13 protein-coding genes, 1 tRNA gene and 1 pseudogene are annotated in these 15,246 nt (G+C 53.6%); 13 read left to right on the top strand and 2 right to left on the bottom strand.

Annotated elements, in window-relative coordinates; translation table 11 throughout:
- Positions 1-224: 224 nt before the first annotated feature.
- The 12 genes and pseudogenes from aspA (at position 225) to BV390_RS11590 (ending at position 12,196) form a co-directional block, all read left to right on the top strand.
- Complete coding sequence (gene aspA / locus BV390_RS11645) at positions 225-1,661, top strand: aspartate ammonia-lyase (RefSeq protein WP_032689857.1); 1,437 nt, start codon at positions 225-227, stop codon at positions 1,659-1,661.
- A 117-nt stretch (positions 1,662-1,778) separates the two neighbouring features.
- Positions 1,779-3,080 (top strand): anaerobic C4-dicarboxylate transporter, encoded by a 1,302-nt coding sequence (locus BV390_RS11640; RefSeq protein WP_004856943.1) that lies wholly within the window; start codon positions 1,779-1,781, stop codon positions 3,078-3,080.
- Between the two features lie 93 nt (positions 3,081-3,173).
- Positions 3,174-3,497, top strand: a complete 324-nt coding sequence (gene cutA / locus BV390_RS11635; RefSeq protein ID WP_004856939.1) for a divalent cation tolerance protein CutA — start codon at positions 3,174-3,176, stop codon at positions 3,495-3,497.
- The gene (locus BV390_RS11630) at positions 3,473-5,275 is read left to right on the top strand and encodes a protein-disulfide reductase DsbD (protein ID WP_085396953.1); all 1,803 of its coding nucleotides are present in this window, start codon (positions 3,473-3,475) and stop codon (positions 5,273-5,275) included. Before cutA ends, BV390_RS11630 begins: the two co-directional genes overlap by 25 nt.
- 35 nt (positions 5,276-5,310) lie before the next feature.
- Complete coding sequence (locus BV390_RS11625) at positions 5,311-5,886, top strand: transcriptional regulator (RefSeq protein ID WP_015585335.1); 576 nt, start codon at positions 5,311-5,313, stop codon at positions 5,884-5,886.
- Positions 5,887-6,069: 183 nt separating this feature from the next.
- Entirely contained in the window at positions 6,070-8,157 is a 2,088-nt protein-coding gene (locus BV390_RS11620) for a DUF1176 domain-containing protein (RefSeq protein WP_085396952.1), read from the top strand.
- A 115-nt stretch (positions 8,158-8,272) separates the two neighbouring features.
- Positions 8,273-8,348: transfer RNA gene (locus tag BV390_RS11615), tRNA-Phe, on the top strand.
- A gap of 196 nt (positions 8,349-8,544) precedes the next feature.
- Positions 8,545-8,667, top strand: a pseudogene (locus tag BV390_RS31480) (tyrosine-type recombinase/integrase); the annotation flags it as partial.
- Between the two features lie 243 nt (positions 8,668-8,910).
- The gene (locus BV390_RS11605) at positions 8,911-9,762 is read left to right on the top strand and encodes an SDR family NAD(P)-dependent oxidoreductase (protein ID WP_085396951.1); all 852 of its coding nucleotides are present in this window, start codon (positions 8,911-8,913) and stop codon (positions 9,760-9,762) included.
- A gap of 102 nt (positions 9,763-9,864) precedes the next feature.
- Entirely contained in the window at positions 9,865-10,434 is a 570-nt protein-coding gene (locus BV390_RS11600; RefSeq protein ID WP_032689866.1) for a TetR/AcrR family transcriptional regulator, read from the top strand.
- A gap of 105 nt (positions 10,435-10,539) precedes the next feature.
- The gene (locus tag BV390_RS11595) at positions 10,540-11,460 is read left to right on the top strand and encodes an SDR family NAD(P)-dependent oxidoreductase (RefSeq protein ID WP_085396950.1); all 921 of its coding nucleotides are present in this window, start codon (positions 10,540-10,542) and stop codon (positions 11,458-11,460) included.
- A gap of 58 nt (positions 11,461-11,518) precedes the next feature.
- Positions 11,519-12,196, top strand: a complete 678-nt coding sequence (locus BV390_RS11590) for an NAD-dependent epimerase/dehydratase family protein (protein ID WP_032698348.1) — start codon at positions 11,519-11,521, stop codon at positions 12,194-12,196.
- A 499-nt stretch (positions 12,197-12,695) separates the two neighbouring features.
- On the opposite strand, the gene BV390_RS11580 is transcribed toward BV390_RS11590, so the two are convergent.
- Positions 12,696-13,214: a FidL-like protein gene (locus BV390_RS11580; protein WP_032697131.1), complete on the bottom strand. Its 519-nt coding sequence runs from the start codon at positions 13,212-13,214 to the stop codon at positions 12,696-12,698.
- Positions 13,204-14,010 carry a winged helix-turn-helix domain-containing protein gene (locus BV390_RS11575; RefSeq protein ID WP_032689979.1) on the bottom strand — a complete coding sequence of 269 codons (807 nt, stop codon included), beginning with the start codon at positions 14,008-14,010 and terminating at the stop codon, positions 13,204-13,206. The genes BV390_RS11580 and BV390_RS11575 overlap by 11 nt, the downstream gene beginning before the upstream one ends.
- Positions 14,011-14,650: 640 nt before the next feature.
- Between BV390_RS11575 and BV390_RS11570 the strand changes: the two genes are divergently transcribed.
- Positions 14,651-15,199 carry a fimbrial protein gene (locus tag BV390_RS11570; RefSeq protein ID WP_032689872.1) on the top strand — a complete coding sequence of 183 codons (549 nt, stop codon included), beginning with the start codon at positions 14,651-14,653 and terminating at the stop codon, positions 15,197-15,199.
- Positions 15,200-15,246 lie beyond the last annotated feature (47 nt).

Below are 15,246 nucleotides of genomic sequence, written 5' to 3'. Positions count from 1 at the left end.
TTTTTTCCAGGAACGGCAAAGCGGTGACTCATTTCACAGATTAATAATTCTTATACCCTTCTCGACATAATAAGTGATCAAGGTTGCTGACATTCGCTATCATCAGCATATGATCGTGGGCACCGGGCCGATTAAGGAAATAATCTTCGGCAAGAAAATGCGCAAAATCCCATAAATTCTGCGTATTTGGTGAATTCATTGGCAGCTTGAAAAAGAAGGTTCACATGTTAAACAACATTCGTATCGAAGAAGACCTGTTGGGTACCAGGGAAGTTCCAGCTGACGCCTACTATGGTGTTCATACTCTGAGAGCGATTGAAAACTTCTACATCAGCAATAGCAAAATCAGCGATATCCCCGAGTTCGTGCGCGGCATGGTGATGGTCAAAAAGGCCGCCGCGATGGCCAACAAGGAACTGCAAACCATTCCTAAAAGCGTCGCGAATACCATTATTGCCGCATGCGATGAAGTTCTGAATAACGGTAAATGCATGGACCAGTTCCCGGTTGATGTGTTCCAGGGCGGCGCAGGGACGTCCGTCAACATGAACACCAATGAAGTGCTGGCCAATATTGGCCTTGAGCTGATGGGCCATCAGAAAGGTGAATACCAGTATCTGAACCCGAACGACCACGTTAACAAATGCCAGTCCACCAACGATGCCTACCCGACCGGTTTCCGTATCGCGGTTTATGCGTCCCTGCTGAAATTAACCGACGCCATCAACCAGTTGGGTGACGGTTTCCAGAATAAAGCCGTCGAATTCCAGGATGTCCTGAAAATGGGTCGTACCCAGCTGCAGGACGCCGTGCCGATGACGCTCGGCCAGGAGTTCCACGCGTTTAATGTTCTGCTGAATGAAGAAATCAAAAGCATTCTGCGCACCGGAGAGCTGCTGCTCGAAGTTAACCTCGGCGCCACCGCCATCGGTACGCGCCTGAATACGCCGGATGGCTACCAGCAGCTGGCGGTACAAAAACTGGCGGAAGTCAGCGGCCTGCCGGTGATTCCGGCGGAAGATCTGATTGAAGCCACCTCCGACTGCGGTGCCTACGTGATGGTACACAGCTCGCTGAAGCGTCTGGCGGTGAAACTGTCCAAAATCTGTAACGACCTGCGCCTGCTCTCTTCCGGCCCGCGCGCGGGTCTGAACGAAATCAACCTGCCGGAGCTGCAGGCGGGTTCCTCGATCATGCCGGCGAAAGTTAACCCAGTCGTCCCGGAAGTGGTCAACCAGGTCTGCTTCAAGGTGATTGGCAACGACACCACGGTGACCATGGCCTCGGAAGCCGGTCAGCTGCAGCTGAACGTGATGGAGCCGGTTATTGGCCAGGCGATGTTTGAATCTATCCACATCCTGACTAACGCCTGCTACAACCTGCTGGAAAAATGCATTAACGGCATCACCGCCAATAAAGCGGTGTGCGAAGGCTATGTATATAACTCCATCGGTATCGTCACCTACCTCAACCCGTTTATCGGCCACCACAATGGCGATATTGTCGGCAAGATTTGCGCCGAAACCGGCAAGAGCGTAAGGGAGGTTGTCCTGGAGCGTGGATTACTGACCGAAGCGGAGCTGGACGATATTTTCTCTCCACAAAACCTGATGCATCCGGCCTATAAAGCGAAGCGTTATACCGATGAAAGCGAACAGTAAGCTTTCAGGTTAAACTAGCCAAAGGCATGTCAGCAATGACATGCCTTTTTTGCTTTTTTAGGTTTACTAAATCACAACAATTCAATATCAACTTGTTAAAAAACAAGGAAGGCGTATATGTTTGGTGCAGAACTCGTGATTGTCCTGCTGGCGATTTACCTGGGGGCCAGGCTCGGCGGTATCGGCATCGGCTTTGCCGGTGGTCTGGGCGTCCTCGTCCTGACGCTCCTCTTTCAAATCAAACCTGGCGCGATCCCCTTCGACGTCATTGAAATCATCATGGCGGTTATCGCCGCTATTGCCGCCATGCAGGTGGCCGGAGGCATGGATTATCTGGTCAGTCTTGCCGAGCGTATGCTCAGACGCCATCCGAAATACATTACCTTCCTTGCTCCGCTGGTCACCTGGTTTATGACCGTCCTGGCGGGAACGGGTCATACCGCGTTCTCTACCCTGCCGGTGATTACCGAGGTTGCGAAGGAGCAGGGCATTCGCCCGTCCCGCCCGCTGTCTATCGCCGTCGTCGCCTCGCAGATTGCCATTACCGCCTCGCCGATTTCCGCTGCGGTGGTCTTTTTTGCCGGGATCCTCGAACCTCTGGGCGTGAGCTATCTGACGCTGCTGGCCATCTGTATTCCGGTGACGCTGATTGCGGTAATGATCACGGCGGTTGTCTGTAACTTCCTCGGCTGCGAACTGAAAGATGACCCGATTTATCAGGAGCGTCTGGCAAAAGGTGAAGTGAAGCTGCGCGGGAGCCAGGTTTTCGAGCTGAAGCCGCATGCAAAACGTTCGGTGCTGCTGTTTCTGATCGGCATCGTGGCGGTCATGTTCTACGCCACCGCCATCAGCGATACCGTCGGGCTGATTCAGAACCCGGTGCTGCCGCGTAACGAAGCGATCGTAGTGTTCATGCTGACCATCGCCACGCTGATTAGCGTCACCTGCAAAATCGACACCAGCGAAGTGCTCAACGCCAGCACCTTTAAATCCGGGATGAGCGCCTGCGTCTGTGTCCTGGGCGTCGCCTGGCTGGGCGATACTTTCGTCAAAGCGCATATCACCGACATCCAGACCGTAGCCGGCGACCTGCTGCACAACTATCCGTGGCTGCTGGCGGTGGTGCTGTTCTTCGCCGCGACCCTGCTCTACTCCCAGGCCGCGACCACCAAAGCGCTGATGCCGGCTGCGCTGCTGCTTGGCGTCACCCCGCTGACCGCCATCGCCTCGTTTGCTGCCGTCTCCGCGCTGTTCGTGCTGCCGACCTATCCTACGCTGCTGGCGGCGGTCGAAATGGACGACACCGGGTCAACGCGTATCGGCAAGTATGTCTTTAACCATGCGTTCTTGATCCCAGGGGTGATTGCCATCACCCTGTGCGTCATTCTGGGGTTCATCATTGGCGGCATCATGCTGTAAATCTGCTTAAATTCGGGCCAGTTTCTGGCCCGTTTCATTATTCCCCTCATCGTGCGTGCTATAGTGCCTCTTTTCGCTGATACGAGGTTCACGATGACTACGCCTGATGCTGTTGTTGTTCTCTGTACCGCGCCGGATGAAGCCACTGCCCAGGATCTGGCGGCCAAAGTGCTGGCCGAAAAGCTCGCCGCCTGTGCCACGCTCCTGCCTGGAGCGACATCGCTCTACTACTGGGAAGGCAAGCTGGAGCAGGAGTATGAAGTGCAAATGCTGCTGAAAACCGACCGGGCTCACCAGCAGGCGTTACTGGATTGCCTGAAGTCCCATCACCCGTATCAAACCCCCGAATTACTGGTTTTACCCGTCACTCACGGAGACACTGATTACCTCTCATGGCTCAACGCATCATTACGCTGATTCTGCTGCTCTGCAGCACATCCGCTTTCGCCGGCTTATTTGACGCCCCCGGGCGTTCTGACTTTGTTCCCGCAGACCAGGCTTTTGCCTTTGATTTCCAGCAGAGTCAGCGGGACCTCAACCTGACCTGGCAAATCAAAGAGGGTTACTATCTCTACCGCCAGCAGATCAAACTGACGCCGGCGAATGCCACCCTCGCCGCGCCGACGCTACCGCCCGGCACCTGGCATGAAGATGAGTTTTACGGCAAAAGTGAGATTTACCGCCAGCGGCTGACCATCCCGGTGACGCTGAGCCAGGCGGAAAAAGGGGCAACGCTCACCGTGACATATCAGGGCTGCGCCGACGCGGGCTTTTGCTATCCGCCGGAGACGAAAGTGGTGCCGCTTCGCACGGTACTGGCCGCCTCCGGCAGCGAGTCGGTCCCCGCCCATCCGGCGCTCCCCGCGTCCGGACAACCCAAATTTAATCCGCCGCTGCCGGTGGAAAAGCGTCCTGAGCTGGCCTCGCAACCCGAGCAGCCTGTCCAACAAGAGAAGAGCGACGCCGGCGATAATGCGCCCGCCAGCCTGCCCTTCTCCGCGCTATGGGCGCTGCTGATAGGTATCGGTATCGCCTTCACGCCGTGCGTGCTGCCGATGTATCCGCTGATCTCGGGTATTGTCCTCGGCGGCAAACAGCGGCTCTCTACCGGACGAGCGCTGCTGCTGGCGTTTATCTACGTGCAGGGGATGGCGCTGACCTATACCGCGCTGGGGCTGGTGGTCGCCGCCGCCGGTTTGCAGTTTCAGGCGGCGTTGCAGCATCCGTACGTACTGATTGCCCTGTCTGCGGTCTTTATCCTGCTGGCGCTGTCGATGTTTGGTCTGTTCACGCTGCAGCTGCCCTCATCGCTGCAAACCCGCCTGACGCTGATGAGCAACAAACGCCAGGGTGGTTCACCCGGTGGCGTCTTTGCGATGGGAGCCATTGCCGGGCTGATCTGTTCGCCCTGCACCACCGCGCCGCTGAGCGCCATCCTGCTGTATATTGCCCAGAGCGGCAACCTGTGGCTCGGCGGCGGCACGCTGTATTTGTATGCGCTGGGCATGGGGCTGCCGCTGATCCTCGTCACCGTATTTGGCAACCGTCTGCTGCCGAAGAGCGGCCCGTGGATGAGCCATGTGAAGACCGCGTTCGGGTTTGTGATCCTGGCGCTACCGGTTTTTTTGCTGGAGCGTATCGTCGGCGAGCCCTGGGGCCTGCGACTGTGGTCGCTGCTGGGCGTGGCCTTCTTTAGCTGGGCTTTTATTACCGCGCTCGGCGCATCCCGCCCCTGGCTGCGCCTCGTGCAAATCATTCTGCTCGGTGCGGCGCTGGTCAGCGCGCGTCCGCTGCAGGACTGGGCTTTTGGCGAGCCGGTAGCCCGGCAGCAGTCACATCTGGCCTTTACGCGGGTCGCTAACATCGCAGAGCTCGACCAGGCGCTGGCGCAGGCAAAGGGTAAACCGGTTATGCTCGACCTGTACGCCGACTGGTGCGTCGCCTGCAAAGAGTTTGAAAAATACACCTTTAGCTCGACCAAAGTACAACAGGCCCTGAAAGGGACCGTTCTGTTGCAGATAGACGTGACCAAGAACAGCGCCGAGGATGTGGCACTGCTGAAACACCTGAAGGTGCTCGGCTTGCCGACCATTCTGTTCTTTAATGCGCAGGGCGAAGAGCAGCCCGCGCAGCGCGTCACCGGCTTTATGGATGCGGCGACATTCAGCGCCCATTTGCACGATTGGCAACCGTGAACGACACTTTAGGAGGAAAAATGGAGGAGAAGACCGTGCAACGTGAAGATGTCCTGGGTGAAGCCATACAAATTCTCGAAATTGAAGGTATTGCCAACACCACGCTGGAAATGGTCGCCGAACGCGTCTCTTACCCGCTCGCTGACCTCAAACGTTTCTGGCCCGATCGTGAAGCGCTGCTGTACGATGCGCTGCGTTACCTCAGTCATCAGGTTGATGCCTGGCGCCGTCAGCTGCTGCTCGATGACACGCTCACGCCGGAGCAAAAGCTGTTGGCGCGCTACGGCGCATTAACCCAATGCGTGAGCAACCATCGCTATCCCGGCTGCCTGTTTATCGCCGCCTGCACCTTTTATCCGGACGCCCAGCACCCTATCCATCAGCTGGCGGAACAACAAAAGCAGGCGTCTCTGGCCAATACCCACGAACTGCTGACCCAGCTGGAAGTGGACGACCCGGCGATGGTGGCCAAACAGATGGAGCTGATTGTCGAAGGCTGCCTGAGCCGTCTGCTGATAAAACGCAGCCAGGCGGATGTCGATACCGCCCAGCGTCTGGCGGAAGATATTCTGCGTTTTGCCCAATGTCGTGCGGGTGGCGCATTAACCTGATTGTGCCTTTCCCGATGCGAATCCGCATATCTCTCCCCCGCAAGAGGACGCGTCAGGGCAACCGCGTCCCCGCCCTCTGACCGGCCGTAGGTAATTGAGTGCCGTACGGGTTGTCAACAGAGATGCAACTTGGAGTGCGAAGGGTATAATTCCCCCTACATCGATATGTCTACAGGGATTTATATGCGTCCTCTCCTATGGGCTGCCATCATGGGGCTATGCCCTGCATCGCTCCTGGCCGCGCCTGTTCAGGGTTTTTCTTTCGCGCATAAAGACTGGGAAGTCGCCTGCGATAACACCGGCACCTGTCGGGCCGCAGGTTATGGTGTCAACATGGGAGAAATCAGCGTCCTGTTGACCCGTAATGCGGGCGCCGGACAGCGCGTAAGCGCTCAGGTGACCTTCGCCCAGACCGATCATGATATTCCCCAGGACGCCACGGTTAACCTGCTGATCGACAATCAGGATCGCGGTACGCTTGAGGCCAAAGACGACAGCCATTTTCGCTTCGATAGCAGCCAGACCGCCGCCCTGATTCAGGCGCTGGAGCATGACAATCACATCGAGATTGCCCTTAACGGCCAGCGTAAACCGCTCTCCAGCGCGGGCAGCAGTGCGGTGTTTCTGAAGATTGATGAGTTTCAGCAGCGCCTGGGCAGCGCAGATGCGCTGGTGCGAAAAGGCGATGCCGACGATGACAACACGCTCAGCGCCGTTCCGGCTCCGGAAATTATCGCCGCCCCGACGATCCGCAACGCCCAGAGCGAACCGCTGACGGCAAAGCAGCGGCAGAAGCTGCTGCCAGCGCTGACCCCGTTGCTGAACAGCCGCTGTGATGACTGGCAAAATAAAGATATTCCGTCGCAGGAGCGGCAGATCACCGTAACCCCTCTCGATAAAACCCATTCGCTAATCGAGGCCCTGTGCTGGCGTGCCGCCTATAACGACGGCTACGCCATGTGGGTGGTGGAGAATCCCCCTCTCGCCAAACCACAGCTGATCGCCACCGATGCATCCAGCTATGCCGATGGCGTAATCACCTTTTTCATGAAAGGGCGCGGCATCGCCGACTGCGTCAACGGCGAGGAGCGGGTCTGGGACGGCAGAACCTTCGTGCAGAGTCTGAAATACACGACCGGTATGTGTCGTGAAATCACCCCTGGCGGCACCTGGATGCTGCCCACGTTCGTCAGTCAGGTGCGGCCAAAACAGCAGAAGGACGCCGATAATCTGGCGCTCAAGGCGCTGTATAACGCCGTGCTGAAAGAGCAAAAGAGCGATCCGGAACTGGCGTTGAAAAAGGTTGCCGCGCAGTTCCCGCTCACCGGGCACGTCACGAACTTTACGCTGACCTACGCGGACGACTCTCTGGTATCGACCAACAAACCCGCGGTCGATATCAGCGACGATGAGTGGCAGGCTTTTCTGCACTCCGATATCAGCGCTGACTCAGAAAACGGCAAGGTCAGCTTCACGCTGGTCGATCTTGATAACGACGGTAAGCGCGATTTAATCATCGACAGCTATATCGGCGGGACCGGGCTCTTCAGCTACACCGGCGTGCTGAGGCGGGGGGATAATACGTTTGATACCGTCGATAATAGCGATACCGATGACGACGATGATTTTGACGCTGGCGTACCCGGGGCGCTGTTTTCCCTCAACGGCCGCGGCGCCAATCAGTGGAACCAGTGGGTCAGAATCAACGGCCAGGTGTATGCGCTGTGGTACAACGGCCAGTTCGGCGAAGACAACCTGTATCTGCTGCGCCCCTTCAGCCCGACGGACAGAAGCCCTGCCGTGACGATCCGCTATCGCTACAGGCTGGAGACGCTAAGTTCACCGGAAAAAGGCCAGCCGCTGACGCCGGCGCTGACGGCACAGGAGCGCGACGATTTACTCAAATCGCTGGACCTGATGCAAAGCAACCTGCTGAAAGATAAAAAAGATCACGCGGAAGATGGCCCCATCTGCCCTATCCCGCCCGGTACCTCATCAGAGGAAGCGGATAATTACTACAGCGGCGTCGCCTCTTACTACGTCTATGAAACGGTGGCCTATATCCCCGTCTGGCTCGGTGGAAAATGCTTCATTGGCACCGTTATCAGCCATCATGGCGCCTACCGCCACGGCGTCGATGCGGAAATTATGATCGGCTCGCCGCGAGAAGACGAAGACCTCATTGGCGGCTACTCCGTATCCGGGTTGCGCCGCGTTATCTCTGCCGTCAGCGGCTGGAAAATCCGCGAAGGTGACAACGGGATGATGTGATGAACCCGTAAAAGGTCCCTTTCGCGGCAAAACTGCCGCAAAGTTAAGCAATCAGCAGGGAAATCAAGAAATTTGGTTGACGCACAGGATGGATTACGGTTTAATGCGCCCCGTTGCCCGGATAGCTCAGTCGGTAGAGCAGGGGATTGAAAATCCCCGTGTCCTTGGTTCGATTCCGAGTCCGGGCACCAAAATTCATATTAACGGACCTCTACGGAGGTCCGTTTTTGCATTCTAAGCCCGCAGAAATCAACACTTCTACAATATCTTAACTCCACCCAACTCAATCAACTTCACCCCACAGCAAATCCCTTACGAGGGTACAACTGCGCGTATCGTCTGATTCGATAAAATTTATCCCCCTTTTACTCTCAGGAGCCCCCACCCCTGGCGCTCGATGGCGCTAAAATCCGTGCAGCTAAACCGGATGAAAAAGCTTATCAACTGGCCGACAGTGGCAACATATTTTTGCTCGTTTGCCCTAATGACTCCCGCCACTGGCGATTGCGCTAGCGCTTCCCGGGCCCAGCGAAAAGGCTCACCCTGGGTTTTATATTGATTCATTTATTTGATAAATATAATTTTTCTTCTCATCCCCTCTTCACGCTTTAATAAATTTTATCTCTGCGTATTGCAAATTAAATCGCCAGCCATATAATTGAGTGAGTAGTCAGTCATTTAATTAATGGCCATGACAAACGCAGCAACTCACCGCCAGGCCATGCGCCGAGCTTATCAACCGAGGATACAAAGATGACGTCTAAAACTGAAAAGTGGTTTATTACCGGAGCATCCGGTGGCCTGGGTCTGGCGCTGACCCGTCGTGTGCTGGAGGCGGGGAATACCGTCGTGGCCGCAGTGCGTAACCCCGCCGCGCTGGCCGAACTGCAGCAGCAGTTTGCCGGACAGCTTATCACCGAGAAACTGGATGTGACCGACTATGCCAGCCTGCCTGCTATCGCGAAAAAGCACGCCGATAGCGATGTCATCGTTAACAACGCCGGCGGGGCGATAATCGGGGCGATGGAAGAGTTCACCGAACAGGAAATTGAGCACCAGTTTGCCCTGAACCTGCTCTCCCCGGTACATATTACCCGCGCATTCCTGCCAGCATTGCGCGCTAAAAAACAAGGACGGCTGATCTATATCACCAGCATGGGCGGCCGCGTCGCTTTCCCTGGTGGTGCGTTCTATCATGCCGCGAAATATGGACTTGAAGGGTTTGCTGAAAGCACGGCGCAGGAAGTGGCGGAGTTCAATATCAAGGTGCAAATCATTGAGCCCGGCTCCATTAAAACGAACTTCCAGGCGAATGTGCGCTGGACTGAAGAATCCGACGCCTACAAAAACGGTACCGTGGGCCAGCTGCGTCGCTGGATTGCCGAACACGGCGAAGAGAGTAACGCAGGTGACCCGCAAAAAATGGCTGATGCCATCTATACCTTGAGTCAGCAGGCTGAGCCACCGCTGAGAACCGTGCTGGGTGCCGATGCTTTCCAAATCCTTAAAGGCAGCTATGAGAAGAGCCTGCAGTCGCTGGAGGAGCAAAAAGCAGTGTCCGTCTCCGTGGTCATCGAAGGTAAAACCGGGTTTATTCCCGAGTAATATTTTTTCCCCGTTGTTTGTCTGCGCGGGAGCAAAGCCGAAAATCCATCGGCTAAATCCATTACACTAGGCGGAGATGGTACTAACCCCGGAGACGCTGGAATGGCAAGACCCCTAAGTCCGCAAAAACAGGCGGCACTTCTGGAGGCCGCGGTGGCGATTGTTGCGCAGAGCGGTTTGTCGGCTACAACGGCCAGCATTGCTAAACGCGCGGAAGTAGCGGTAGGCACGTTGTTTACCTACTTCCCCACCAAAGAGCAGCTGCTGAACGAAGTCTATTTAATGCTGAAGCAGGATATGTCTGACCTGCTGGTGAGCGGCTACCCGAAAGACGCCGATTTTCGCACGCAGATTATGCATATCTGGCGAGCCTACACGGAATGGTCGCTGAAAAATCCGGATGGAAAGCAGGTGCTCAGGCTGCTGACGGTGTCAGATCTGCTTACGCCGGAGACGCTCGCCAGGACGCCGGAGGCGCTGAATCAGGTGGATAAGATGTTTGATGAGGCAATCAAGCAGTCGCTCTTCGCCACCGATTGCAAAACGTTTATCTATGCCATTATTCAAAATATCGCTGATGCCACCAGCGAGCAAATTGTGCGGCATCCGGAAGAGAAAGATAAATTGCTGCAGCTTGGTTTTACTATGATGTGGCGCGCTATTACGGTTTAAACGTAAATAGTCCGCTCGTTCCCTGAATATAACTTAAAGAGTCGGTAGTTTATTTACTACCTGCTCTTCACTGCACTTTTTTTTAAAATTTCAGAGTCATTAAATATGAAGATTAAAACACAGTTTAATTTTAATAGTACTGCCAATGAAGTTATTAAAGGTCAGGATCTCAGCGATAAGCGTGCCGTGGTGACCGGTGCGGCATCAGGCATCGGTCTGGAAACAGCAAGGGCGCTGGCTGGCGCAGGTGCTGAGGTTACGCTGGCGGTAAGGAATATAGAGGCAGGCAGGCAGGCCGCTGAAGATATTATTCGCAGCACCGGCAATAAAAATATCCATGTTGCTTATTTGGATCTCACTGACAGAAATTCTATTGCCGAATTTACTTCTTCGTGGTCCGGTGCTCTGCATATTCTAATTAATAACGCGGGCGTAATGGCCATGCCGGAAACCCGAACCCGGGAAGGTTGGGAAGCGCAATTTGCTACCAACTACCTTGGCCATTTTGCTTTAACCAAAGGGCTATATGGGGCGCTGAAAAAAGCGGGCGGCGCAAGGGTCGTCGTCGTGAGCTCCAGCGGCCATCACTTTAGTCCAGTGGTGTTCGACGATATTCACTACCATATTCGTCCTTACGATCCGTGGACGGCTTATGGTCAGTCGAAAACGGCGATGGTGCTGTTCGCCGTGGAAGCTTCCCGTCGCTGGAAGGAGGAGGGCATTTTCGTTAACGCGGTAATGCCCGGCGCGATTAAATCAAACCTGCAGCGGTACTCGGGAGAGTTACCGGTACCGGAGCACTTGTGGAAAAGCGCCCAGCAGGGAGCCGCCACGTCAATTGCGGTCGCAACGCTACCTGAACTGGAGGGCGTTGGCGGGCGCTATTTCGCCGATTGTAACGAGGCAGAGCTGATTACGCGTACCAGCGGAGACCGCATGACCGAGTTTTCAGTGGTTGCGGGTTGGGCGCTGGATAAAGCCAACGCGTCGCGCCTGTGGGATCTGACGGAAGATCTACTAAATTGATACCAGACGGGCCTCCTGACAGGAGGCCGGCAAACAGAGCTTCGGCAAGAGATAGCGCATGAAAATTGTGATTGTAGGTTCCGGCGGCATGGTTGGGCAGGGTGTGCTGCTGGCAAGCCTGGCGGCAAAAGACGTGAGCGATATTATTCTGCTCGTCAGAAAACAGCCTGAAGGCGAGCATGACCCCCGAATTCGTTATGTGGTGAACGGCGACCTGCTGGACTTTGACGCGGCGGACCCGCTGTTCGACGATGTTGATGCGTGTTTCTTCTGCGCCGGGATGAGTTCATCCGGAGTCAGTGAGGAAGTGTATCGACGCGTCACTTACGACATGACGCTGCGGGTTGCCGGGCAGCTCAAAGCCCGCAGCTCGCAGATGAAGTTTGTTTATGTCTCCGGCGCAGGCGCAGACAGTAGCGGAAAGAGTTCGCAGATGTGGGCGCGTGTGCGTGGCGAAGTAGAAAACAAACTGCTGATGCTGTTTCCCGGCCATGCTGCGATTTTCCGACCTGCGTTTATTTTGCCTACGCCAGAAGTGCAGTCCCGAACCCCGGCTTACCGGCTTTTATATACCGTGGTTGCCCCCGTCATGCGCCTTATCAGCGCCACTACCGGAAAGCGATTTTTATCTATTATCGACATTGGCAACGCGATGCTGAACATCACGCGTTTTGGCGTGGAAAAAACTGTTATGACAAAGCCGGATATTGTGGCCTGTGCAGATCGTCATCGCTGAACCGGGTAACACAGGTGATTAGCCGATGTTAGCCTGTTTGGTCGCCGGCATGCACGGCGTTTGACCGGTCATGCTGCGGTAAAAACAGGTAACTGGGGCGGGCAGCGCGATCGGTTCGCTGGCCTTGAGCGAATGCTGATGATCCTTGACGGCAGTCCTGTTCCTGACAACCGCGCTGAGGTCACTCGTCGTCCCGGCGATCATTTTGATGCAAACAGGCATGGCCCCGGTATGAGGATGAGAAGTTTGTGGCTAAATACTTTCAGGAGGGAGCAGCGTATATCAGCGTCAAAAGGCCATTCCGAGCCCGACCTCTTATTTAAAAAAACCAACCTAAGGGCTGGTTTTTTTGCTTGCTGCCATACGGACTCTTCATCGAACTCCGTTCGATTATTCGCGGCACGCCGCTCACCCCTTCGAAGCCAGCGCGTAAACCGCAATCCCTTCTTGCTCTTCTCCTCCCATCAGCGCGTCCCTGCACGAGGAAAGACTCTGTACACTAGCGAGTAAAGTGATTCATCACACAAGCATATCGCGGCGAAAACTGATCGCCGATAACGACCGTCTCACTATCAATACGTTTGACCATGTACAGCTTGTCTGCACGCTCATAGGCGTCAAAAAAAAGATAATCGATAGCATCAGGCGCATTATCATCTGGCGACTTTTCACGCCCTGACGGATTAATCGCATACACCCCCGCCGCATGTCCCAAGGGCCGGGAATAACGAAAGAAAAGCTTACGGTCAACAACATACTGACCACTTTCAGCTTTCAACGATCCCTGCACTGACAAGGAAAAATAGCCAGAGTGATAGCTGGTAATCAACAAAATCCCCTCAAGATCCATTTTTGACTTATGTATATCAAGGGACGAACTGAACTCAGATGAACAAGAAAAGCTAATTTCGTTCTTTTTGGCATCTCTGTTCACCAGTAAATAAGCTATCAGCGCCCCCCCAATAATGATGATCACCAATGCCCATAAATAAGGGGATAGATCCCTCTCAGTCTTCATACCACTCCTCACGATGATGATACTGACTATGGCAATGGTAATAACCATTGTTGTATCCACACTCCGCAGCAAATGTCCAGTTGATCAGGTCATAGTTACTGGCCCAGGTATTGAGATAAAGGTCTTTTTTCACTGAACAATCAGGAGTAATACCGGCTTCCTGAAAAATATCCTGAGCTCTCTTCTCGGTAATATTATCGGTGCTGGCATTTCCCAGAATATGAATTTGACATTGCTGCCAACTGACGGTCCTGAGGACTGAAACATCAACCATCGGAATTTCATCGGGTATCCATGTCCACCAATATGTCGCCAGCACGGCAATACTGGTAATTAACCCCGTCAGACCGATCGTCCAGCGACTCGCTCTCTTTCGGCCTTTTCTGGCATCAGAAACAGCCGCTACAGGCTCCCCCGCTTTTTGCGGCTCCTCCAGCAGTTGAAAATGAATAACAAACTCACCGATTCTGAACCCCATTCGAGGAACCGTTACCACAACCTCAGCCGGGTGTCCGATAGAAGTAATAACTTTACGTATAAAGGAAACATGCTGATTCAGGTTTGCATCGGTTGCTCTGGCGCCATTACGCTGAAAAACATTAAGAAGAATCTCGTCGCGGGTAGAAATGTCGTTACCATTTTGCAACAAATAAAGAAGCAATTGCGATGCGACATTATTGAGAGTACCAGTCTTACCGGATGCAACGTCTTTTAAGGAGTTTTTATGCGGTCTGAATACGATACCATCGCCAATAATTACGGATTTAATCTTATCTATTGGGATATGAGAAACCAATGATGTCTCCTTGATACAGGAATATCCTTGAATAAATGTCTGAGGCGCTAGCATATCACAATTCATTTATCATTTTAGAATTTATCAGAGATCGCTTTATTAGCTATTTCATAACATCTATTTAATATTATACATATAGCCGAATACTTCACAGACAAAAAATGGCTATCCTGTTGTCATCTCTACACTTTGCCCCTCTTTTCTTTTTTCACAAAAAATTTATAAATGTTCTGCGGTAGCCACTTCTGACTAAATAAAAATACAAACGACAGGTAAAAACACTATAAATAACGGTAAATACAAAATATAAAACCATTATAAAGATCAAAAAACAAGCAAAACAACATAAACAGTTGATAGGAAGAAGCCACAACAACAGGATCAGCTGAGTTTGATTCAATCCCACATTTTGCGTTGCCTCATTTTTCCACCGACTTAATATAGGTCGCCGAAACAGTGTTGATGGTTGCTTTTGATAATTCCGCGTTGATTATTACTTAGCTCACTCGCAGGGGATATTGATGGCCAGGAGCGGTATCACGCTATTGCCTTCAGTCGACAAAGGTATTTCAGGCAGGACATTCCTTTGCCTCAACACATTGTTGTAATAACCCAAACAGAAACAAGGTCTAGAATAAACATGAAAATGAAAAATGTAGCTGTCGCCTGTGCGCTGATGGCCGGTATGACATTGACGGCAACTTCTTCTTACGCGGCGAAAAGCGTCGACCCGACCAACGGGAAAATTCAATTCTCCGGTACGCTGGTCAATTCAGCCTGTGGCCTGGCGCCAGAATCCAGCCCGGTACAAGTTAATTTTGGTGAGATTCCAACGTCTCAGTTAAAAGATAACCAGCGCGCAGGAACCAGACACGCGAAGATCGTCCTGCAGGGATGCGATACCACCGTGGCTAAAACTGCCACCGTGACTTACACCCCGGCAACAATCGATCCGGACAACGCAGCTCTGGCCGCCTTCACCTCCGGCACCGCTCAAGGCGCAGGTATCGGCATGGTTGATAGCGGCAACCAGGATGTGAAATGGGGCCAGGCAGCATCTCAGGTCAATATTACTGACGGTGAAACCGATATCGATTTCGTGGCTTATTTACAGGCCAATAACGCCTCTGCAGCAGTCACTCCGGGTGACTTCGAGTCTACCGTAAACTTCCAGATCGATTACCAGTAACGATATCGGGCAGGTGCATCGCTGCGCCTGCTTAGAACTTTATATCC

The sequence above is a fragment of the Klebsiella sp. YJ genome (assembly GCF_002108615.1).
Taxonomy (GTDB): domain Bacteria; phylum Pseudomonadota; class Gammaproteobacteria; order Enterobacterales; family Enterobacteriaceae; genus Klebsiella; species Klebsiella planticola.
Note: the sequence above shows the minus strand (reverse complement) of the source record. Positions and strands in the feature narration are given on the sequence as shown.

What these genes read in the sequence shown, in the direction of transcription:
- aspA (WP_032689857.1), top strand. Translation starts at nt 225, where the DNA reads ATGTTAAACAACATTCGTATCGAAGAAGACCTGTTGGGTACCAGGGAA.
- BV390_RS11640 (WP_004856943.1), top strand. Translation starts at nt 1,779, where the DNA reads ATGTTTGGTGCAGAACTCGTGATTGTCCTGCTGGCGATTTACCTGGGG.
- cutA (WP_004856939.1), top strand. Translation starts at nt 3,174, where the DNA reads ATGACTACGCCTGATGCTGTTGTTGTTCTCTGTACCGCGCCGGATGAA.
- BV390_RS11630 (WP_085396953.1), top strand. Translation starts at nt 3,473, where the DNA reads ATGGCTCAACGCATCATTACGCTGATTCTGCTGCTCTGCAGCACATCC.
- BV390_RS11620 (WP_085396952.1), top strand. Translation starts at nt 6,070, where the DNA reads ATGCGTCCTCTCCTATGGGCTGCCATCATGGGGCTATGCCCTGCATCG.
- BV390_RS11605 (WP_085396951.1), top strand. Translation starts at nt 8,911, where the DNA reads ATGACGTCTAAAACTGAAAAGTGGTTTATTACCGGAGCATCCGGTGGC.
- BV390_RS11600 (WP_032689866.1), top strand. Translation starts at nt 9,865, where the DNA reads ATGGCAAGACCCCTAAGTCCGCAAAAACAGGCGGCACTTCTGGAGGCC.
- BV390_RS11595 (WP_085396950.1), top strand. Translation starts at nt 10,540, where the DNA reads ATGAAGATTAAAACACAGTTTAATTTTAATAGTACTGCCAATGAAGTT.
- BV390_RS11590 (WP_032698348.1), top strand. Translation starts at nt 11,519, where the DNA reads ATGAAAATTGTGATTGTAGGTTCCGGCGGCATGGTTGGGCAGGGTGTG.
- BV390_RS11580 (WP_032697131.1), bottom strand. Translation starts at nt 13,214, where the DNA reads ATGAAGACTGAGAGGGATCTATCCCCTTATTTATGGGCATTGGTGATC.
- BV390_RS11570 (WP_032689872.1), top strand. Translation starts at nt 14,651, where the DNA reads ATGAAAATGAAAAATGTAGCTGTCGCCTGTGCGCTGATGGCCGGTATG.